The sequence below is a fragment of the Streptomyces decoyicus genome, from assembly GCF_019880305.1.
Lineage (GTDB): Bacteria > Actinomycetota > Actinomycetes > Streptomycetales > Streptomycetaceae > Streptomyces > Streptomyces decoyicus.
In genome coordinates this window covers 5,709,219-5,728,247 of record NZ_CP082301.1, presented here as the reverse complement: position 1 = coordinate 5,728,247, position 19,029 = coordinate 5,709,219, and the positions used below count along the sequence as shown (strand labels likewise).

Below are 19,029 nucleotides of genomic sequence, written 5' to 3'. Positions count from 1 at the left end.
GGGCGGGCCGCGATCCGGACAGCCCGCCGTCAGTCGGTCGTCCGTACGGCGTAGTTGAGGACCTTTTCGCCGAGCAGCTCTTCCATCTCGTCGAGGAGGACGAGGGCATCCCGCGAAGCCTCGGCGGGCTTGCGGCCGGCGAGCATCTCGTGCGCGATCCAGCCCATCAGGCTCTGGTGCACCCAGCCGATCTGGCCCGCCATCAGGCCCGGCATCGGGTCGTCGGCCGCGGCGCCGGTCTCCTCCCGGAGCGTTTCCTCCAGGTTGAGGTGGATCTCCTGCTGCATGTACCAGAGGCGGGCCTTGAGGGTGGGCGCCCCATGGACCACGCGCATGAACTGGTCGTACCCCTCCATCAGTCCGACCCGCGGGGAGACCGCCTCGACCTCCTCGCGCAGCTCCCGCAGCACGGCGGCGGCCGCGGACTCCCCGGCCGGCCGGCCGCGCACGAAGCGCGAGAGCCGGTCCATGACGCCCTTGCTCCGGTCGAAGAAGAGGTCCTCCTTGGCCGGGAAGTAGTTGTAGACGGTGTTGACGGAGACATCCGCGGCCTCGGCAACCTCCGCGATGGTCACCGCGTCGAAGCCGCGCGCCATGAACAGGCCGGTGGCCACGTCCGAGATGTACTGCCGGGTCTGCCGCTTCTTCCGCTCCCTGAGCCCCTCTGCCATGCCCTCACCCTACCTTTCGTTGGGCTCAATGAAATTTTGGGGGCGTTGCAATTTTTCATTCGCTCTGTTTTTCTGTGGGCATGCCAGTCCTCAACGCGTCCGGACTCGCCCGGACCTTCACCACCGAACGCGGCACCGTCGAGGCCGTGCGGGGCATCGATCTCACCGCCGAGCGCGGCGAGATCCTCGGCTTCCTCGGGCCCAACGGCGCCGGGAAGACCACCACCCTGCGGATGCTCACGACCCTGCTGAGCCCCACCGGAGGCACCGCGACCGTCGCCGGCTGCGACCTCGTCCGCGACCCGGCAGGCGTACGGCGCGCCTCCGGCTACGTCGCCCAGTCCGGCGGCGTCGACCCCCATGTCCCGGTACGCGAGGAGCTGGTCACCCAGGCCCGCCTCTACCGCCTCGGCAAGGCCGAAGCCCTCGCCCGTGCCGAGGAGTTGGCCGCCGAGCTGGACCTGGACGGACTGCTCGACCGCAAGACCGCCACGCTCTCCGGCGGCCAGCGGCGCCGGCTGGATATCGCGATGGGCCTCACCCACCGTCCCGACGTGCTGTTCCTCGACGAGCCGACCACCGGGCTCGACCCCGGCAGCCGCGCCGCTCTGTGGGAGCTGATCCGCCGCATCCGCGCCGAGCACGGCACCACCGTCTTCCTGACCACGCACTACCTCGACGAGGCCGATGCGCTGGCCGACCGGCTGGTGATCATCGACAAGGGCGCGGTCGTCGCGGAGGGCACACCGGAGGCCCTCAAGCGCGCCCATGCCGGCTCCCCCGGCGCGTCCCTCCAGGACGCCTTCCTCGCCCTCACCGGGAGCGGCCCCGCGCCGCGGGACCCGTCCCCCCTCGCCGTCTAGGAGCCCTCCATGTCCCCGTTCCTCTCCGACACCGCGCTGGTCTTCGGGCGGTACGCCCGTCAGACACTGCGCTCCAAGCTCCAGATGCTCTTCGGCGTGCTGATGCCGCTGCTGTACCTGCTCTTCTTCGGCCCGCTGCTGACCGATCTGCCGCTGTCCTCGTCCGGCAGCTCCTGGCAGGTGCTGGTGCCCGGCCTGCTGCTCCAACTCGGCCTGTTCGGGGCCTCGTTCTGCGGTTTCGGGATCATCGTCGAGAAGCAATACGGGGTCGTGGAGCGGATGCGGGTGACGCCGGTGAGCCGGCTGGCGCTGCTGCTGGGGCGGGTGCTGCGGGACGCCGTGCTGTTCGTGTTCCAGGCGGTGCTGCTGGTGCTGGCCGCGCTGGTGATGGGGCTGCGCGCACCGCTGCCCGGCATCCTCATCGGCTTGGCGTTCGTCGCCGTGCTGACCGTGGCGCTGGCCTCGCTGTCGTACGCGCTGGCGCTGCGGGTCAGCACCCCGCAGGAGTTCGGCCCGGTCATCAACGCCGTCACCATGCCCTCGATGCTGCTGTCCGGGCTGATGCTCCCGATGGCGCTGGGGCCCAAGTGGCTCGATGTGCTCTCGCACTTCATGCCGTTCCGCTATCTCGTGGACGCGGTGCGCGCGGCGTTCGTCGGCTCCTACGCCTCTACGGCCATGCTCTACGGCGTGCTGGTGGCGGTCGCGTTCGCCGCGCTGTCCGTGACCTATTGCACCCGGGCCTTCCGCAGGTCCGCGGCGTAGGCTCGCCCATATGGTGAATCTGACGCGCATCTACACCCGCACCGGCGACAAGGGCACCACCGCCCTCGGCGACATGAGCCGCACCGCCAAGACCGACTCGCGGATCTCGGCGTACGCGGACGCCAACGAGGCCAATGCGGCGATCGGCGTGGCCCTGGCGCTCGGCTCGCTCCCCGAGGACGTCGCCGCCGTGCTGCTGCGGGTGCAGAACGACCTGTTCGATGTCGGCGCGGACCTGTCGACGCCGGTGGCGGAGAACCCGGAGTTCCCGCCGCTGCGCGTCGAGCAGAGCTATATCGACAAGCTGGAGGCGGACTGCGACCGCTTCCTGGCGGAGCTGGAGAAGCTGCGCAGCTTCATCCTTCCCGGCGGTACGGCCGGCGCCGCGCTGCTGCACCAGGCGTGCACGGTCGTCCGCCGGGCGGAGCGCTCGACCTGGGCCGCCTTCGAGGAACACGGCGAGACCATGAACCCGCTGACCGCCACCTACCTCAACCGCCTCTCCGACCTCCTGTTCATCCTGGCTCGTACGGCCAACAAGGAGGTCGGGGACGTGCTGTGGGTGCCGGGCGGGGAGCGCTGACCGGCCGCCGGGCCCGGGGTGCTCCGCAAAACGTGTCTTTGGGATCAGCCCGGCCCCGCCCGCCCCGTCCTGAGGGCTGCCCTCAGCTCAGCGTCTTCTGCTGCTGCGGCGGGGCCGCTTCCTCGGGGGCGGCGGTCCGGCCCGGGTCCTTCTTCTGCCAGATGAGGTAGCTCAGCGCGATCAGGCCGTGGATGCTGACGATCTTCAGCGAGGTGCCCTGCCACTCGTGCAGCGAGGTGGTGTCGCCGCCGTCACCGACGTACCAGATCGCGGCCTGGAGCAGCCCGCACGCGACCACTGCCATCAGCACCGTGCGCAGCCACAGCTTCCCCTCGTGCTTGGCGCGGGCCAGGCCGTAGCCCACCTTGGCCGGCGGCGGGCCGCCCGCGAAGCGGTGCGAGAAGTGCCCGTCTACCCACTTGATCGTGTGGTGGCCGTAGGCCACCGTGAAGCCGATGTAGACGGCGGCCAGGCCGTGTTTCCAGTCCGCCGCGGCCCCGTTCTTCAGGTCGATCGCCGTGACGATCAGCAAAATCAGCTCCAGCAGCGGCTCCATCAGGAGCACCGCCGCCCCGGTACGCGGCATCCGGGCCAGATAGCGCAGCGCCAGACCGGCGACCAGCAGCACCCAGAAGCCGACCTCGCAGGCGATGATCAGCGCGACGATCACGGCTGTCTCCTTTCAGGTCTCTCCACCGAACACCTCAAGCCTTCCAGCGGCCGCCGCCCGGCACGTCGTCGCACGCGATGATCCGGCACTGCATCTTTCGATGTAGCACGCGCCGTACGGGGATGACCCGGACGTGGAGGCAGCGGGGCCCGGCGCCGTGTTTGATGGAGGGGTGACCGCCAGACCCCTCGCCGCCCCCGGCCGGCCGCACCGCCTCGATGTGCTCATCGCGGGCGGCGGGCTGCTCGGCGGGCTGCTGCTCTGGGCGCTGAATCTGCACGGCGGTCCCTCGCTCCTGGGGCTGCCCCCCTCCCTCACCCTGGTCGCGCTCGCCGCCATGTCGGTGGCCGAACTGATGCGCCGTACGGCCCCGATGGCGGCGCTGGGCCTCGCGGTGCCGGCCCTGGCACTGGACATCTCCGCCGGCACCCTGGTCGCCACCGTCCTGATGTTCACGGACGTGGTCTACGCGGCGGTGCTCTACGGCCCGGCGGGCGCGGCCCGCCGGATCCCGCTGCACTCCGTCCTGGTGACAGTCCTGGCGGCCATCGCACTGACCGCGGCCTGGCAGAACCCGCAGGTCGTCATGGCCGTCATCGGCATCGCGCTGGTCACCATCACCCCCGCCTGGACCGGCATCATCCTCCGCAATCACCGCGACGCCGCGCAGGCCGCTCAGCTGCGGGCCGAGCAGATCGCGCTGCTGGCCGAGATCGACCGGACGCAGGCGGTGGCCGGCGAGCGGGCACGGATGGCACGCGAGCTGCACGACATGGTCGCCAACCACCTGTCCGCCATCGCGATCCACTCGACCGCGGCACAGTCCATCGACGACCCGTCGGCGACCCGCGAGGCGCTCGGGGTGATCCGTGAGAACAGCGTGCAGGGTCTGGCCGAAATGCGCCGTCTCATCGGGCTGTTGCGGGGCCCGAAGGCGGACGACGAGGACGAGGAGCCCGCCGCGACCCCCACGCTCGACGGACTGGACGCGCTGATCGACCAGGCCCGTACGAGCGGCCGGAGCAGCGGGCTGACCTTCGTGCTGGACGACGCCCGGAACCCGGACGGCCCGGGGGCGGGTCCGGAACCGGCGGCCCCGGTCGAGCTGGCCGCCTACCGCATCGTCCAGGAGTCGCTGACCAACGCCCTCAAGCACGCCGCGCCCGGCGAGGTGCTGGTACGTCTGGCCCATGACCGCGGCGGGGCGCTCACCGTCGCCGTCCGCAGCCCGTTCGCCGCCCGCCCCGGCCCCCGCGCGCCCGGCTCCGGCACCGGTCTGGTCGGGATGCGTGAGCGGATCGCCCTGCTGGGCGGAGCATTCGAGGCCGGCCCGGAGAGCGGGCCGGCCGGCACAGTCTGGCTGGTGCGGGCAGCGTTGCCCGCCGCCGAGGAGGAAGAGCAACGATGACAGGCGCCGACGCGCAGCCGATCCGGGTTCTCGTCGCCGAGGACCAGTCCGCCGTACGGGCCGGGCTGGTCCTCATCCTGCGCTCCGCCCCCGACATCGAGGTCGTCGGGGAGGCGGACGACGGCGAGGAGGCGGTACGGCTCGCCCGCGAGCTGCGCCCCACCCTCGTCCTCATGGACATCCAGATGCCCCGCCTCGACGGGGTCTCCGCCACCCGGCAGGTGGTCTCCGAGAAGCTGGCGGATGTGCTGGTGCTGACCACCTTCGACCTGGACGAATATGTCTTCGGGGCGCTACGGGCGGGGGCGGCCGGCTTTCTCCTGAAGGACAGCGACGCGGCCGCGCTGCTGACCGCGGTGCGCACCGTGGCGTCCGGCGAGGGGCTGATCGCTCCGGCGGTGACCCGGCGGCTGATCGCGGAGTTCGCGAGCCCGCGCACGCCGGTGCGGCGGCCTGCCCGGGAGGGCGAGGCGCCGGATCCGGCGGTCCTGGACGCGCTGACGCCACGCGAGCGGGAAGTGCTGGGGTGTCTGGGGCGGGGCCTGTCGAACGCCGATATCGCGCTCCGCCTGGCCATGGCGGAGGCCACCGTGAAAACCCACGTCAGCAGGCTGCTGGCGAAACTGGACCTGCGCAGCCGGGTACAAGCGGCCGTGCTGGCACAGGAGTTGGGGGTGGACGGGCCTTAGGGGGCCGGGGGCTGGGCCGTCTGGGCCGCAGGCCGTGGGCTGGGCCGTACGGCGGGACCGCCCGTAGGACCGGGGGGCGGCAGCCGGGCCGTGGACCGGGCCGTAGTCCTCATACCGCCCGTAGGACGTGGGCCGGCGGCCGGGCCGCGGCGGCCCGTAGGGCTTCGTCGAACACGTCCCGTAAGGGGTGGATGGCCCCCCTGCGGGGCCATAACGTAACGGGCTCGGGGGTTGTTCCCCCGGGCCGCGCGATCAGGCCACGTTCACCCTCTGTCCGGGCGGAGCCGCCTCCAGCCAGGCGAGGAAACCGGTGAGCGCGTCCTCGCTCATCGCCAGTTCGAGACGGGTGCCGCGATGCCGGCAGGCCAGCACGATGGAGTCGGAGAGCAGCGCCAGCTCCTCCTCACCCTGAGGGGTGCGGCGCTCCAGGACCTCGATGGCGGAGCGCTCCAGGAGGCGGCGTGGCCGGGGCGCGTACGAGAACACCCGGAACCATTCGATCCGGTCGCCGTTGTAGCGCGCCACACCGTAGATCCAGCCCTTGCCGCCGGCCTCGTTCTCCGGCACGTTCCAGCGCAGGCTGCAGTCGAAGGTGCCACCGGACCGCTGGATGAGCCGCCGCCTCAGTCCGAAGACGAACAGCCCCAGCAGCACCAGTACCACGACCGCGCCGCTCACAAGCAGAGCGAGGACCATCTCGACCGACCTCCTCGCCTCGGTGGGGGTGCCCCCGCGTCGTTCCGGCGTGGGGGAGGGAAACGCACCTGCATTGCCTCAGCCGCGGGCCGCTCCGGACAACTCCGGGCAGCCCGCGGCTGAGGATCGATCTCGTCGGTGACGGGGCTCAGTGAACGCCCGTCACCGCACGCAGCCGGACATCGGCGCGACGCTCGGCGGCCGCGTCGGCCTCCGACTTCGCTCGCTCCAGGGCCCGCTCCGCGCGCTGGACATCGATCTCGTCCGACAGTTCCGCCACCTCTGCGAGCAGAGACAGCTTGTTGTCGGCGAAGGAGATGAAGCCGCCGTGCACAGCGGCGACGACGGTGCCGTCCCCGCTCTCGCCGGTCGTACGAATCGTCACCGGGCCCGACTGCAGCACGCCGAGCAGCGGCTGGTGTCCGGGCATGACTCCGATGTCGCCCGACGAGGTGCGCGCGACGACCAGGCTGGCCTCGCCGGACCAGACCTGACGGTCCGCGGCGACCAACTCGACGTGCAGCTCAGCCACGATGGCTCCTCGGGTCTCCACCTGCCTGGCTCGGCAGATGTTGGGTCAAATACTAGTGGTCGTACGGACCGGGGGCGGCCAGGGCCGCCCCCGGGACCGGTACCGGGGTCAGGAGACGCCCAGCTCCTTGGCATTGGCCTTCAGGTCCTCGATGCCACCGCACATGAAGAACGCCTGCTCGGGGAAGTGGTCGTAGTCGCCGTCCGCGATCGCGTTGAACGCGGTGATCGACTCGTCGAGCGACACGTCCGAGCCGTCGACACCGGTGAACTGCTTCGCCACGTGGGTGTTCTGCGACAGGAACCGCTCGATACGACGGGCGCGGTGGACGGTGAGCTTGTCCTCCTCGCCGAGCTCGTCGATACCCAGAATCGCGATGATGTCCTGGAGGTCCTTGTACTTCTGCAGGATCGTCTTGACGCGCGAGGCGCAGTCGTAGTGCTCCTGCGTGATGTAGCGGGGGTCCAGGATCCGGGACGTCGAGTCCAGCGGGTCGACCGCCGGGTAGATGCCCTTCTCCGAGATCGGACGCGACAGAACGGTGGTCGCGTCCAGGTGGGCGAAGGTGGTGGCCGGCGCCGGGTCGGTCAGGTCGTCCGCGGGGACGTAGATCGCCTGCATCGAGGTGATCGAGTGACCACGGGTCGAGGTGATGCGCTCCTGGAGGAGACCCATCTCGTCGGCCAGGTTCGGCTGGTAACCCACCGCGGAGGGCATACGGCCGAGCAGGGTCGACACCTCGGAACCCGCCTGGGTGTACCGGAAGATGTTGTCGATGAAGAAGAGGACGTCCTGCTTCTGCACATCGCGGAAGTACTCCGCCATGGTCAGACCGGCCAGGGCGACGCGCAGACGGGTGCCCGGGGGCTCGTCCATCTGACCGAAGACCAGTGCGGTCTTGTCGATGACGCCGGACTCCGTCATTTCCTCGATGAGGTCGTTGCCCTCACGGGTGCGCTCGCCGACACCGGCGAACACCGACACACCGTCGTGGTTGTTGGCCACGCGGTAGATCATTTCCTGGATCAGAACGGTCTTGCCGACACCGGCACCACCGAACAGACCGATCTTGCCGCCCTTGACGTACGGGGTCAGCAGGTCGATGACCTTGACGCCGGTCTCGAACATCTCGGTCTTGGACTCGAGCTGGTCGAAGGTCGGGGCCTTGCGGTGGATGGGCCAGCGCTCGGTGACCTCGACCGTGGACGGGTCCACGTTCAGGATCTCGCCGAGGGTGTTGAACACCTTGCCCTTGGTGACGTCGCCGACGGGGACGGTGATCCCGGCGCCGGTGTCGGTCACCGCGGCCTGGCGGACCAGACCGTCGGTGGGCTGCATGGAGATCGCGCGGACCAGGCCGTCGCCCAGGTGCTGGGCGACCTCGAGGGTCAGCTTCTTGAGCTTGCCCTGCTCGGCCGGGTCGGCGACCTCGACGGTCAGCGCGTTGTAGATCTCCGGCATGGCGTCGACGGGGAACTCCACGTCGACGACCGGGCCGATGACCCGGGCGACGCGGCCCGTTGCCGTGGCCGTTTCAACAGTGGTGGTCATAGTGGTCAGTCACTCCCCGCGGTCGCGTCGGCCAGAGCACTGGCGCCACCGACGATCTCGCTGATTTCCTGGGTGATTTCGGCCTGTCGGGCCGCGTTGGCAAGCCGCGAGAGCGACTTGATGAGGTCTTCCGCATTGTCGGTCGCCGACTTCATCGCACGACGCGTGGCGGCGTGCTTGGAGGCGGCGGCCTGCAGAAGCGCGTTGTAGATCCGCGACTCGACATACCGCGGAAGCAGGGCGTCGAGGACGTCCTCGGCCGACGGCTCGAAGTCGAAGAGCGGAAGGATCTCGTCCTTGGACGGCTCCTCCGACTCCTCCGCCTTGTCGAGGCTGAGCGGCAGCAGGCGGTCGTCGATCGCCGTCTGCGTCATCATCGAGATGAACTCGGTGGTGACGATGTGGAGTTCGTCCACCCCGCCCTCGGCCGTGTCCCGCTGGACGGCCTCGATCAGCGGTGCAGCGATCGCCTTGGCGTCCGCGTACGTCGGGCTGTCGGTGAAACCGGTCCACGACTCCACGACCTTGCGCTCGCGGAAGCTGTAGTACGACACGCCCTTGCGCCCGACGATGTAGGCGTCGACCTCCTTGCCCTCGGCCTTGAGCCGCTCGGTGAGCTGCTCCGCGGCCTTGATGACATTGGAGGAGTAGCCGCCGGCCAGACCGCGGTCGCTCGTGATGAGCAGCAGCGCGGCCCGGGTGGGCTGCTCGACCTCGGTCGTCAGCGGGTGCTGGGTGTTCGAGCCCGTGGCAACCGCTGTCACCGCGCGGGTCAGTTCACTCGCGTACGGCGTCGACGCCGCCACCTGGCGCTGCGCCTTGACGACGCGCGAGGCGGCGATCATCTCCATCGCCTTGGTGATCTTCTTGGTCGCGGTGACGGAGCGGATGCGACGCTTGTAGACCCGGAGCTTGGCTCCCATGGATCAGGTCCCTTCCGTCGTCACTTGCTGGTGCCGGCCGGGGCGTCCTCGCCGAGCAGCTTGCCGTCCGAGGTCTCGAACTGCCGCTTGAAGCCTTCGACGGCCTCGGCGATCGCACCGATGGTGTCGTCGGACATCTTGCCGCCCTCGACGATGCTGGTCAGCAGGTCCTTCTTCTCCCGGTGGAGGTGGTCCAGGAGCTCCCGCTCGAAGCGGCGGATGTCCTCGACCGGCACGTCGTCCATCTTGCCGTTGGTGCCGGCCCAGATGGAGATGACCTGGTCCTCGGTGGAGTACGGGGCGTACTGACCCTGCTTGAGCAGCTCGGTCATCCGCTTACCGCGCTCCAGCTGCGCCTTGGAGGCCGCGTCCAGGTCGGAACCGAAGGCGGCGAACGCCTCCAGCTCGCGGTACTGGGCGAGGTCCACGCGAAGCCGGCCGGAGACCTGCTTCATGGCCTTGTGCTGGGCGGAGCCACCGACACGGGAGACGGAGATACCGACGTTCAGCGCCGGGCGCTGGCCCGCGTTGAACAGGTCGGACTCCAGGAAGCACTGGCCGTCGGTGATGGAGATGACGTTGGTCGGAATGAAGGCCGACACGTCGTTCGCCTTGGTCTCGACGATCGGGAGACCGGTCATCGAGCCGGCGCCCATGTCGTCGGAGAGCTTGGCGCAGCGCTCCAGCAGACGCGAGTGCAGGTAGAAGACGTCGCCCGGGTAGGCCTCACGGCCCGGCGGACGGCGCAGCAGCAGCGACACGGCGCGGTAGGCGTCGGCCTGCTTCGAGAGGTCATCGAAGATGATCAGGACGTGCTTGCCCTGGTACATCCAGTGCTGGCCGATGGCCGAGCCGGTGTAGGGCGCCAGGTACTTGAAGCCCGCCGGGTCGGACGCCGGGGCGGCGACGATGGTGGTGTACTCCAGGGCGCCGGCCTCCTCCAGCGCACCGCGCACGGACGCGATGGTGGAGCCCTTCTGGCCGATGGCGACGTAGATGCAGCGGACCTGCTTCTTCGGGTCGCCGGTGCGCCAGTTGTCGCGCTGGTTGATGATCGTGTCGACGGCCAGGGCGGTCTTGCCGGTCTGGCGGTCACCAATGATCAGCTGACGCTGGCCACGGCCGATCGGCACCATGGAGTCGACGGCCTTGTAGCCGGTCTCCATGGGCTCGTGGACCGACTTACGGACCATGACGCCCGGAGCCTGCAGCTCCAGGGCGCGGCGGCCCTCGGACTCGATCTCGCCGAGGCCGTCGATCGGGTTGCCCAGCGGGTCGACGACGCGGCCGAGGTAGCCCTCGCCCACGGCGACCGAGAGCACCTCACCGGTGCGCTGCACCGGCTGGCCCTCCTCGATGCCGCTGAATTCGCCGAGGACGACCGCACCGATCTCGCGCTCTTCCAGGTTCAGCGCAAGACCGAGGGTGCCGTCCTCGAACTTCAGCAGTTCGTTCGCCATCGCCGAGGGAAGGCCCTCGACATGCGCGATGCCGTCTCCGGCATCGCTGACCGTGCCGACCTCCTCGCGCGAGGCCGCGTCCGGCTTGTACGCCTGGACGAAGTTCTCCAGCGCGTCCCGGATCTCCTCCGGCCGGATCGTGAGCTCCGCCATCTGGGTTCCCTGCTCTCCTTGTTGGGCCCGAAGTTACTTGCGGGTGTCCGGGGGTCTGTCCCCCGGGGGGTTTCCGCTTACGGCCCAACTCGGGCCGCCGTCATGCTTGTGCTGGTCCCCGGGGCTTCTTCCGGACCGCAGCCGGACCTCTCGGTCCGGCCGGCTGGTCCGGCGCCTGGCCGCCGGTTGTGCAGCTCTTGAGTTGGTGGCTGGGTCAGCCGGCCATCCGCCGGGCCGCCTCGTCGAGGCGCTCCGAGATGGTCCCGTTGATGACCTCGTCGCCGATCCGGACCTGCACTCCGCCGAGGACCTCGGGGTCCACGTCGAGGTTCAGGTGGATCTGCCGTCCGTACAGCTGCGCCAGGGAAGCGCCCAGGCGCTGCCGCTGCCCTTCGCTGAGGGGCACCGCGGAGGTGACCACCGCGACCATCCGGTCCCGGCGGCTCGCCGCCAGCTTGGAGAGGGCATCGAGCCCCGCCTCCAGGCTACGACCCCGCGGCTGTACGACAAGGCGGATCACGACGCGCTCGGTGACCGGGTTCGCCCGGCCGCCCAGCAGCGTGTGCAACAGCTCCGTCTTCGCCGCGACCGAAGCGTTCCGGTCGGTCAGCGCACGCCGCAGCTCGCCGTTGGAGCTGACGATCCGGCCGAACCGGAACAGCTCGTCCTCGACGTCGTCGAGCTGGCCGACCCGCTGCGCGGCGACGAGGTCGGCGCTGTGGGCCAGCTCCTCGAGCGCGTCCGTGAGGTCGCGCGAGCGCGACCAGCGGGACCGGACCATGCCGCGCACCAGGTCGACGGCCGGGCCGCCGACCTGGCTGCCCAGCAGCCGTCCGGCCAGTTCGGCCCGCGCCTCGCCGGGCTGCGCCGGGTCGGTCAGAACCCGACGCAGCGACACCTCGCGGTCGAGCAGAGCGGTGACGGCAGCCAGCTCCTCGGCGAGCTTCGCCGCGTCGACGGAGGTGTCGTCCGTCAGCGCGTCGAAACGCTCGCGTGTGGAGGCGAGTGCCTCGCGGCTCGCTCCGTTCATCGGCCGGCCTCAGCCTTCGTCGAGCCCGCCGCCGCCTTGCCCTCGACCTCGTCGAGGAAGCGGTCGATGGTCCGGCTCTGCCGGGCGTGCTCCTCGAGGGACTCGCCGACGATCTTGCCGGCCAGGTCGACGGCGAGCGTGCCCACGTCCCGGCGCAGCGCCTGCGCGGCCTGCTTACGGTCCGCCTCGATCTGGGCGTGACCGGCAGCGATGATCTCCTCGCGCTGCCGCTGGCCCTCGGCGCGCATCTCAGCAATGAGAGTCGCGCCCTGCTCCTGCGCCTCCTGGCGCAGTCGCGCGGCCTCGTGGCGGGCGTCGGCCAGCTGCGCGCGGTAGTCCGCGAGCACCTGCTGGGCCTCGGCCTGAGTCGCCTCGGCGTCCTCCATCCGGCCTTCGATCAGCTTCCGACGCTCGTCCAGAACCTTGTTGATGTTCGGGAGGAGCTTCTTGGCCAGGAAGCCGAAAACGATGAAGAAAGCGATCAGGCCGATGACCAGCTCTGGAATCGGCGGGATCAGGGGGTTCTCAGGAACCTCCGCCGCCATGTTGAAGCCCAGGGCGTTCACATCAATGCCTTCCGTCTGTCGGTGATTGCAGCAGTCCGTCAGGCCTTGAAGAGGAAGCCCATGACGATGCCGATCAGGGCGAGCGCCTCACAGAAGGCGAAACCCATGATCTGGTTGGTGCGGATCAGGCCGGCAGCCTCGGGCTGGCGGGCGAGGGCCTGGGTGCCGTTACCGAAGATGATGCCGACGCCGACGCCGGGGCCGATCGCGGCGAGGCCGTAACCGATCGAGCCGAGGTTGCCGGTGACGCCGGCGGCGAGGTTGACAGTCTCGAGAGCAGCGGACATGCCGTTACTTCCTTCTCTTTCACGGACCGGTGGGGGTTGGCCACCGGGCGTCTATAGGGGCTGGGGAAACAGGGGCTCAGTGGTGCTCGGCGAGCGCGCCCTGGAGGTAGTTCGCGGTCAGGAGCACGAAGACGTACGCCTGCACGGCCTGGATGAACAGCTCGAACGCGGTCAGCAGGATGGTCATGATGAACGAGGCGCCGGCGTAGACCACGCCGAACCCGTTCAGCAGGTACCAGGTGGCGATCGTGAACATCAGCAGCAGGAGGTGACCGGCGAACATGTTCGCGAAGAGCCGGACCGCGTGGGTGAAGGGCCGGATGATCAGGTTCGAGAGGAGCTCGATGACGACCAGCATCGGCAGGACCGCGCCGAGCGACTTGTCGTAGCCGCTGAAGTTCTTCAGCGCGCCGACGAAGCCGTGCCTCTTGAAGGTCAGGGTGACCCACGTGATGTAGACGATCGCGGCGAGACCGGCGGGGAACGCGATGATCGAGGTCACCGGGAACTGGGCGATCGGCACGATCGACCACAGGTTCATGATCCAGACGAAGAAGAACAGCGAGACCATGAAGGGGACGTACTTCTCGCCCTCCTTCTTGCCGAGCGCGTCGTAGACAATCCCGCGGCGCACGAAGTCATAACCCGCTTCGCCGATCATCTGCAGCTTGCCCGGGACCACCTTGGCCTTGCCGAACGCCGCCCAGAAGAACCACACGACCACGACGGTGCTGAGCAGCGCCAGCAGCATGACCTTGTTGAACTCGAAGCCGTTGATGGTGAACAGCGGCTGGAAGACGAACGAATGAAGCCCGGGAGCAGGGAAGCCGCACCCGGAAAAGATGTGGCAGTCGGTCTCGAAGGCGAGCATCGTTTCAGCACTCACCGCGAGCTCCTTCAGCGTGGCGCATGGGTACGGCAACCTCGTTGTGTCGGCGCGGCGTTGAGCCACGGAGCGGCACTGGACTGGTCTTACGGATTAGGGGGCGGCTGGCGGGCACTGGGCCCGGCCACATCACAGGCATCGGCCGCGAGAACCGCCCGTTCCATCGAGTGGAACCGGGGAGCTCAGCCGCCTGCGCCAACTGTGCCGCAGTTGGCACCGGACGATAGCAGGCCCGCAAGAGGGCTTTTATCTCGGCCCTACGTGTCACGTCGGCGACCCCGCCGTCTCCGCCTTCTTCGTCTCGGCGGAGTCGGGGTCCACGTACAGAATCTTCGCCTTCATATGACCGCGGGTCTGTGCCGCGATCCATACGAGGGTGGCGCCGAGCAAGGTGAACGCAAATGCCTTGGTGTCGAAAAACGTTGTGTCCTTGAACGCGATCAGGAAGACCGCAACGAAGAGGATCTGCACCGTGTACAGCAGAAGTCCCATCATCTGGAACAGCTGCGGGTGATTCTTCGCGGTCTTCTGCAGGACAACCAGACCGGCACCCATGACGAGCAGCACCAGCACGGTGCCGACGACAGCGCCGATCGCTCCTGTCGCGCCGACGACCACAGCGCTCACGGCAACGGCGATGGCGCCGATGGCGAGCGTGGGCACAACGGCGTGCAGAAGTAGTCGGGCGTCATTCGACTGCATGGCGGCGCTCCGGCAAAAGGTGGGGGTTGTGTCGTCAGGGACGAGCGTAGACCCGGCCTGCGGCGGAACCTGAGGCAGAAGAAGCGTCGCACTACGCTCCCTCGGCTCTATCGCCGGGTTTCGTGAACGGTATCACAAACTATTTGATGAGGTCTTTACCTGGTTCGTGTGGACCCTGTCACACCTGAGCGTGAACGTGCGCGTTGGTGCACTGACGGCCAGCCATTTGTCTGGTATGGGGTCAATCGGCCCGATTTTCGATGCCCATTCGAGCGATCACGCCCCGGGATCAGTGGTGACTTTCCGCTTTCGAGCGGTCCGCGAAGCGTGAGCGGTCGCCGATGGCGGTGGCCCCGTTGATGCCCGCCGGGACCGGTTCACGCTCCTCCTCCGGCTCGACGGCGCTCCCGCCGTCGGTCTCCGCGCCCGCCGCCGTCGCGTGGGCGGCCCGGCGGTAGCGCGGCGGCACCATCCACTCCGCCCAGCGCGGCGTACGCGGCGTGAAGCGCGGCAGCAGGAGCAGCACCAGACCCACCGCGCTCAGCAGCACGATGCCCAGCACGATCCACATGCTGGCGTTGTTCACGGAGTACGCGACCGCGCCGAACGCGATCAGGGCCGACCAGAAGTACATGATCAGCACGGCCCGGCTGTGCGAGTGCCCGATCTCCAGCAGCCGGTGGTGCAGATGCCCGCGGTCGGCCGCGAACGGCGACTGGCCCTGCCACGTACGCCGCACGATCGCCAGGACCAGGTCGGCGACCGGCACCGCGATGACCGTCAGCGGCAGCAGCAGCGGGATGTAGACGGGCACCATCGCGTGGGTCGCCTCACGCAGACCGCCCGCCTTCACGTTCAGCAGGTCTGGGTCCACCTGGCCGGTCACCGAGACCGCGCCCGCGGCCATCACCAGACCGATCAGCATCGAGCCCGAGTCGCCCATGAAGATCCGCGCCGGGTGCATGTTGTGCGGCAGGAAGCCCAGGCACATGCCCATCAGAACGACCGAGAACAGCGTGGCCGGCGCGGCCGCTTCGATGCCGTAGCCGAACCACATCCGGTACGCGTACATGAAGAACGCCGCGGCGGCGATGCACACCATGCCGGAGGCGAGGCCGTCCAGGCCGTCGACGAAGTTCACCGCGTTGATGGTGATCACGACGAGTGCGACGGTCAGCAGGGTGCCCTGCATCGGGGTCAGCGAGACCGTGCCGACGCCGGGGATCGGGATCCAGAGGATCGTCAGGCCCTGAAGGACCATCACACCCGCGGCGATCATCTGGCCGCCGAGCTTGACCAGTGCGTCCACGCCCCACTTGTCGTCCAGGACGCCGAGGATCCAGATCAGGGCGGCGCCGGACAGCAGCGCCCTGGGCTCGTTGGAGTTCTCGAAGACGCTCTTGAGGTTGGTCAGGTGCGAGGCGACCAGCAGACCGGCGCAGAGCCCGCCGAACATCGCGATACCGCCGAGCCGTGGCGTCGGCTCGCGGTGCACATCACGCGCGCGGATCTCCGGCATCGCACCGGCCGCGATGGCGAACTTCCGCACCGGGCCGGTCAGCAGGTAGGTCACCGCGGCCGTGACGCACAGCGTCAGCAGGTATTCACGCACGGGCTGCCCCATTGGTATAGCTGGCCATCACAGCCCCACACCCTATGCGTGTCTGCCCCCTGGCCGTGAATACAGGAGAAGACGCCTCGTGTCAGCGGGTGGTTCCCGCCGTCATCCGTGATCGGGATAAGGCGGAAAGCCGCGGACCAAAGCGACGGTCCTGGAGCGGGTCGTGCTGTCCTCCTCCAGCGCCGCCACGATCAGCTCGGCGACCGCCTTCATCTCGGCCTCGCCCATCCCCTGCGTCGTCACCGCGGCGGTGCCCAGCCGGACGCCTGTCCGGCGGGCCGCGACGTCGTCGGGGGCCTCGATGCACGGCAGTGCGCAGGTGTCCAGCACGATCCCCGCGGCGGCCAGCCGGCCCCGCGCGGTGCGGGCGTCCAGGCCGAGCGGGGCGGTATCGGCGGTGATCAGATGGGTGTCGGTGCCGCCGGTGGTGATCGTCAGTCCGTGTCCGGCCAGCGCCCCGGCGAGCGCACGGGCATTGGCGACGACCTGGTGCGCGTACGCGCCGAAGGCGGGCGTGGCGGCCTCCCCGAAGGCGACGGCCTTGGCCGCGACGGCGTTCATCTGGGCACCGCCCTGGGTGAAGGGGAACACCGCCCGGTCGATGCGCTCGGCCAGCTTCGCGCCGCACAGGATCAGCCCGCCGCGCGGCCCGCGCAGCACCTTGTGTGTGGTTCCGCACACCACATGGGCGTACGGGACGGGGCTGGGCGCCGCTCCCCCGGCGATCAGGCCGAGCGGATGCGCGACATCCGCGATCAGATAGGCGCCGGTCTCGTCGGCGATATCGCGGAAGGCGGCGTAGTCGATGTGCCGGGGGTAGGAGATCGAGCCACAGACGATGGCCTTGGGCCGGCGGGCGCGGGCCAGCTCGCGGATCGCCTCGTAGTCCAGCAGCCCGCTCTCCTCGTCGACCCCGTAGCCGACGAAGTCGAACCAGCGGCCGGAGAAGTTGGCGGGCGATCCGTGGGTGAGGTGCCCGCCGTGCGGGAGCGACATGGCCAGGACGGTGTCTCCCGGGCGCAGCAGGGCGGCGTAGGCGGCGAGAACGGCCGAAGACCCGGAGTGCGCCTGGACGTTGGCGTGTTCGGCGCCGAACAGGGCCTTGGCGCGCTCCACCGCGATCCGCTCGGCGAGGTCGACGATCTCGCAGCCGCCGTGGTGCCGGGCACCCGGATAGCCCTCGGCGTACTTGTTGCCCAACAGGGAGCCGAGGGTGGCCAGGACGGCCGGCGAGGTGAAGTTCTCCGCGGCGATCAGCTGGAGCCCGTCGCTCTGCCGGGTGCTCTCGCCGAGCAGTACGCCGGCGATCTCGGGGTCCTGGCGCAGCAGGGTGTCGAAGTCCGGGGCACCGGCCGGCCGGGTGACGGCGTCACGGGCGGCGGCCCGTGCGCGGTCCGCCGCGCTCTCAGCGGGCCCGGCCGGCCCGGCGTCCGGCGCGGGCTCTGCGGCCCGGGAAGGGGCGGCCGGGGTCTCGTTACGGGGTGACGCGGTGGTGGCAGGCATCGCTTGCTCCGGGCCTCGTACGGGGACGTAGTCCCAATGTAGGCGCGGCGGGGCGATCGGGCGCGGTGTGCGGGCCGACAGGGTCCACGCCCGCGCACAGCGGCCCTCAGGGGGCCTGTCTCCCCGGTCTCCGGGAGACAGGCCTCAGGCTCGCGCCGGGACCCCTGTGAGGGCGGTGACGACCGGGTCGAGCGCCTGGTTGATCTCGTCGCCGATGGAGCGGAAGAAGGTGATGGGGGCCCCGTAGGGGTCGTAGACCTCGTCGGACTCCGGGTTGGGCGCCAGCAGCCAGCCGCGCAGCGCCGCGGCGGCGCCGACCAGCGCGCGGGCGCGCTCGACCAGCCCGCCGTCCGGCCGGTCGGGGTCGGGCTCGGGCAGCGTGGCGGGGTCTATGGCCCGCACCAGCCGGTTGAACTCCTTGAGCGTGAACGTGCGCAGCCCCGCGGAGTGGCCCATCGAGATGACCTGGGCGCGGTGGTCGCGGGTGGCGGTGAGCACCAGGTCGGCGCGGATGACGTGCTCGTCGAGCAGCTCACGGCCGAGGAAGCCGGCCGGGTCGGCACCGTAGTCGGTGAGCACCGTCGCGGCGTGGGTCTCCATCGGGGCGCCCTCGTGGCCCCAGGTGCCGGCGCTCTCCACGAGCAGCCCGCCGCTGCGGGCATCGCCCAGCCGCAGTTCCAGGGCATGGCGGTGCAGCCGCTCGGTGATCGGCGAGCGGCAGACGTTGCCGGTGCTGACGTGGAGAATCCGAAAAGGGGGTGAGGGGGGTACAGGGGGGTGGGTGCCTGGTCCCGCTATGCCACGCCCCAGGGGCGCCATCAATTGGCCACCTCGAGCTCGGGTACCACCTTGCGCAGCTCCTCCGCGGTGATCGCGCCTTCGCGCAGCAGCACCGGGGTCTTGCCGGTGACGTCGACGATCGAGGAGGGCACGGCGGCGGGCGTGGGGCCGCCGTCGAGGTAGACGGAGACCGAGTCGCCCAGCATTTCCTGTGCGGCGTCGCAGTCCTGCGGGGACGGGTGGCCGGTGAGGTTGGCGCTGGAGACCGCCATGGGGCCGAAGTCGGTGAGCAGCTCGATCGCGACGGGGTGCAGCGGCATCCGCACCGCGACCGTGCCACGGGTCTCGCCCAGGTCCCAGGTCAGCGACGGCTGGTGCTTGGCGACGAGGGTGAGCGCACCGGGCCAGAAGGCGTCGACCAGCTCCCAGGCCTGCTCGGAGAAGTCGGTGACCAGGCCGTGCAGGGTGTTGGGGGACCCGACGAGGACCGGGGAGGGCATACCGCGGCCGCGGCCCTTGGCCTCCAGCAGGTCGCCGACGGCCTCGGCGCTGAAGGCGTCCGCGCCGATGCCGTAGACGGTGTCGGTCGGCAGCACGACCAGCTCACCGCGGCGGACGGCCGAGGCGGCCTCGCGCAGACCGGTGGTGCGGTCGGTCGCGTCGCTGCAGTCGTATCGCCGTGCCATTACG

21 protein-coding genes are annotated in these 19,029 nt (G+C 69.8%); 5 read left to right on the top strand and 16 right to left on the bottom strand.

Annotated elements, in window-relative coordinates; all coding sequences use genetic code 11:
• Positions 1 to 29 precede the first annotated feature (29 nt).
• Positions 30 to 671, bottom strand: coding sequence for a TetR/AcrR family transcriptional regulator (locus K7C20_RS25390; RefSeq protein WP_030081287.1), 642 nt, complete (start codon positions 669 to 671; stop codon positions 30 to 32).
• An 80-nt stretch (positions 672 to 751) separates the two neighbouring features.
• Between K7C20_RS25390 and K7C20_RS25385 the strand changes: the two genes are divergently transcribed.
• From K7C20_RS25385 to K7C20_RS25375, 3 genes are read left to right on the top strand one after another with little or no spacing between them, the layout of a single operon-like run.
• On the top strand, positions 752 to 1,534 hold the full coding sequence (locus tag K7C20_RS25385; RefSeq protein ID WP_030081285.1) for an ABC transporter ATP-binding protein: 783 nt from the start codon (positions 752 to 754) through the stop codon (positions 1,532 to 1,534).
• Between the two features lie 9 nt (positions 1,535 to 1,543).
• The gene (locus tag K7C20_RS25380) at positions 1,544 to 2,299 is read left to right on the top strand and encodes an ABC transporter permease (protein ID WP_030081284.1); all 756 of its coding nucleotides are present in this window, start codon (positions 1,544 to 1,546) and stop codon (positions 2,297 to 2,299) included.
• A gap of 10 nt (positions 2,300 to 2,309) precedes the next feature.
• A complete protein-coding gene (locus K7C20_RS25375; RefSeq protein WP_030081283.1) occupies positions 2,310 to 2,882 on the top strand; it encodes a cob(I)yrinic acid a,c-diamide adenosyltransferase in 573 nt (190 codons plus the stop codon).
• An 82-nt stretch (positions 2,883 to 2,964) separates the two neighbouring features.
• On the opposite strand, the gene K7C20_RS25370 is transcribed toward K7C20_RS25375, so the two are convergent.
• Entirely contained in the window at positions 2,965 to 3,552 is a 588-nt protein-coding gene (locus K7C20_RS25370) for a hypothetical protein (RefSeq protein WP_030081282.1), read from the bottom strand.
• A gap of 172 nt (positions 3,553 to 3,724) precedes the next feature.
• Between K7C20_RS25370 and K7C20_RS25365 the strand changes: the two genes are divergently transcribed.
• Together K7C20_RS25365 and K7C20_RS25360 are read left to right on the top strand one after the other, a co-directional pair.
• A complete protein-coding gene (locus K7C20_RS25365; protein ID WP_053210108.1) occupies positions 3,725 to 4,960 on the top strand; it encodes a sensor histidine kinase in 1,236 nt (411 codons plus the stop codon).
• A complete protein-coding gene (locus tag K7C20_RS25360; protein ID WP_053210107.1) occupies positions 4,957 to 5,649 on the top strand; it encodes a response regulator in 693 nt (230 codons plus the stop codon). Before K7C20_RS25365 ends, K7C20_RS25360 begins: the two co-directional genes overlap by 4 nt.
• A 252-nt stretch (positions 5,650 to 5,901) precedes the next feature.
• Here K7C20_RS25360 and K7C20_RS25355 read toward each other — a convergent pair whose 3' ends face one another.
• From K7C20_RS25355 to K7C20_RS25290, 14 genes are all read right to left on the bottom strand, one after another.
• A complete protein-coding gene (locus K7C20_RS25355) occupies positions 5,902 to 6,345 on the bottom strand; it encodes a DUF2550 domain-containing protein (RefSeq protein ID WP_030081275.1) in 444 nt (147 codons plus the stop codon).
• Between the two features lie 148 nt (positions 6,346 to 6,493).
• Positions 6,494 to 6,877, bottom strand: a complete 384-nt coding sequence (locus K7C20_RS25350) for a F0F1 ATP synthase subunit epsilon (protein WP_030081273.1) — start codon at positions 6,875 to 6,877, stop codon at positions 6,494 to 6,496.
• A gap of 108 nt (positions 6,878 to 6,985) precedes the next feature.
• Positions 6,986 to 8,428, bottom strand: a complete 1,443-nt coding sequence (atpD, locus tag K7C20_RS25345) for a F0F1 ATP synthase subunit beta (protein ID WP_030081269.1) — start codon at positions 8,426 to 8,428, stop codon at positions 6,986 to 6,988.
• Between the two features lie 5 nt (positions 8,429 to 8,433).
• Positions 8,434 to 9,351 (bottom strand): F0F1 ATP synthase subunit gamma, encoded by a 918-nt coding sequence (locus K7C20_RS25340; protein WP_030081267.1) that lies wholly within the window; start codon positions 9,349 to 9,351, stop codon positions 8,434 to 8,436.
• A gap of 20 nt (positions 9,352 to 9,371) precedes the next feature.
• Entirely contained in the window at positions 9,372 to 10,964 is a 1,593-nt protein-coding gene (atpA, locus tag K7C20_RS25335) for a F0F1 ATP synthase subunit alpha (RefSeq protein ID WP_030081265.1), read from the bottom strand.
• Between the two features lie 214 nt (positions 10,965 to 11,178).
• Positions 11,179 to 11,994 carry a F0F1 ATP synthase subunit delta gene (locus tag K7C20_RS25330; protein WP_030081263.1) on the bottom strand — a complete coding sequence of 272 codons (816 nt, stop codon included), beginning with the start codon at positions 11,992 to 11,994 and terminating at the stop codon, positions 11,179 to 11,181.
• The gene (locus K7C20_RS25325) at positions 11,991 to 12,560 is read right to left on the bottom strand and encodes a F0F1 ATP synthase subunit B (RefSeq protein ID WP_030081257.1); all 570 of its coding nucleotides are present in this window, start codon (positions 12,558 to 12,560) and stop codon (positions 11,991 to 11,993) included. The genes K7C20_RS25330 and K7C20_RS25325 overlap by 4 nt, the downstream gene beginning before the upstream one ends.
• Positions 12,561 to 12,598: 38 nt before the next feature.
• Positions 12,599 to 12,847, bottom strand: a complete 249-nt coding sequence (atpE, locus tag K7C20_RS25320) for an ATP synthase F0 subunit C (protein ID WP_018087389.1) — start codon at positions 12,845 to 12,847, stop codon at positions 12,599 to 12,601.
• Positions 12,848 to 12,923: 76 nt separating this feature from the next.
• Positions 12,924 to 13,718, bottom strand: a complete 795-nt coding sequence (gene atpB, locus K7C20_RS25315) for a F0F1 ATP synthase subunit A (RefSeq protein WP_030081255.1) — start codon at positions 13,716 to 13,718, stop codon at positions 12,924 to 12,926.
• Between the two features lie 279 nt (positions 13,719 to 13,997).
• The gene (locus tag K7C20_RS25310) at positions 13,998 to 14,435 is read right to left on the bottom strand and encodes a hypothetical protein (RefSeq protein ID WP_030081253.1); all 438 of its coding nucleotides are present in this window, start codon (positions 14,433 to 14,435) and stop codon (positions 13,998 to 14,000) included.
• 289 nt (positions 14,436 to 14,724) lie between these two features.
• Positions 14,725 to 16,059: an MraY family glycosyltransferase gene (locus K7C20_RS25305; protein WP_209444011.1), complete on the bottom strand. Its 1,335-nt coding sequence runs from the start codon at positions 16,057 to 16,059 to the stop codon at positions 14,725 to 14,727.
• A gap of 99 nt (positions 16,060 to 16,158) precedes the next feature.
• Positions 16,159 to 17,559, bottom strand: a complete 1,401-nt coding sequence (locus K7C20_RS25300) for a serine hydroxymethyltransferase (protein WP_107083501.1) — start codon at positions 17,557 to 17,559, stop codon at positions 16,159 to 16,161.
• 144 nt (positions 17,560 to 17,703) lie between these two features.
• Positions 17,704 to 18,381: an arsenate reductase/protein-tyrosine-phosphatase family protein gene (locus K7C20_RS25295; RefSeq protein ID WP_400842597.1), complete on the bottom strand. Its 678-nt coding sequence runs from the start codon at positions 18,379 to 18,381 to the stop codon at positions 17,704 to 17,706.
• Positions 18,378 to 19,025: an L-threonylcarbamoyladenylate synthase gene (locus K7C20_RS25290; RefSeq protein WP_030081247.1), complete on the bottom strand. Its 648-nt coding sequence runs from the start codon at positions 19,023 to 19,025 to the stop codon at positions 18,378 to 18,380. The genes K7C20_RS25295 and K7C20_RS25290 overlap by 4 nt, the downstream gene beginning before the upstream one ends.
• Positions 19,026 to 19,029: the final 4 nt, after the last annotated feature.

What these genes read in the sequence shown, in the direction of transcription:
- K7C20_RS25290 (WP_030081247.1), bottom strand. Translation starts at nt 19,025, where the DNA reads ATGGCACGGCGATACGACTGCAGCGACGCGACCGACCGCACCACCGGT.
- atpB (WP_030081255.1), bottom strand. Translation starts at nt 13,718, where the DNA reads ATGCTCGCCTTCGAGACCGACTGCCACATCTTTTCCGGGTGCGGCTTC.
- K7C20_RS25360 (WP_053210107.1), top strand. Translation starts at nt 4,957, where the DNA reads ATGACAGGCGCCGACGCGCAGCCGATCCGGGTTCTCGTCGCCGAGGAC.
- K7C20_RS25375 (WP_030081283.1), top strand. Translation starts at nt 2,310, where the DNA reads ATGGTGAATCTGACGCGCATCTACACCCGCACCGGCGACAAGGGCACC.
- K7C20_RS25330 (WP_030081263.1), bottom strand. Translation starts at nt 11,994, where the DNA reads ATGAACGGAGCGAGCCGCGAGGCACTCGCCTCCACACGCGAGCGTTTC.
- K7C20_RS25310 (WP_030081253.1), bottom strand. Translation starts at nt 14,435, where the DNA reads ATGCAGTCGAATGACGCCCGACTACTTCTGCACGCCGTTGTGCCCACG.
- K7C20_RS25390 (WP_030081287.1), bottom strand. Translation starts at nt 671, where the DNA reads ATGGCAGAGGGGCTCAGGGAGCGGAAGAAGCGGCAGACCCGGCAGTAC.
- K7C20_RS25385 (WP_030081285.1), top strand. Translation starts at nt 752, where the DNA reads ATGCCAGTCCTCAACGCGTCCGGACTCGCCCGGACCTTCACCACCGAA.
- atpA (WP_030081265.1), bottom strand. Translation starts at nt 10,964, where the DNA reads ATGGCGGAGCTCACGATCCGGCCGGAGGAGATCCGGGACGCGCTGGAG.
- K7C20_RS25380 (WP_030081284.1), top strand. Translation starts at nt 1,544, where the DNA reads ATGTCCCCGTTCCTCTCCGACACCGCGCTGGTCTTCGGGCGGTACGCC.
- K7C20_RS25340 (WP_030081267.1), bottom strand. Translation starts at nt 9,351, where the DNA reads ATGGGAGCCAAGCTCCGGGTCTACAAGCGTCGCATCCGCTCCGTCACC.
- atpD (WP_030081269.1), bottom strand. Translation starts at nt 8,428, where the DNA reads ATGACCACCACTGTTGAAACGGCCACGGCAACGGGCCGCGTCGCCCGG.
- K7C20_RS25305 (WP_209444011.1), bottom strand. Translation starts at nt 16,059, where the DNA reads ATGGGGCAGCCCGTGCGTGAATACCTGCTGACGCTGTGCGTCACGGCC.
- K7C20_RS25300 (WP_107083501.1), bottom strand. Translation starts at nt 17,559, where the DNA reads ATGCCTGCCACCACCGCGTCACCCCGTAACGAGACCCCGGCCGCCCCT.
- K7C20_RS25355 (WP_030081275.1), bottom strand. Translation starts at nt 6,345, where the DNA reads ATGGTCCTCGCTCTGCTTGTGAGCGGCGCGGTCGTGGTACTGGTGCTG.
- atpE (WP_018087389.1), bottom strand. Translation starts at nt 12,847, where the DNA reads ATGTCCGCTGCTCTCGAGACTGTCAACCTCGCCGCCGGCGTCACCGGC.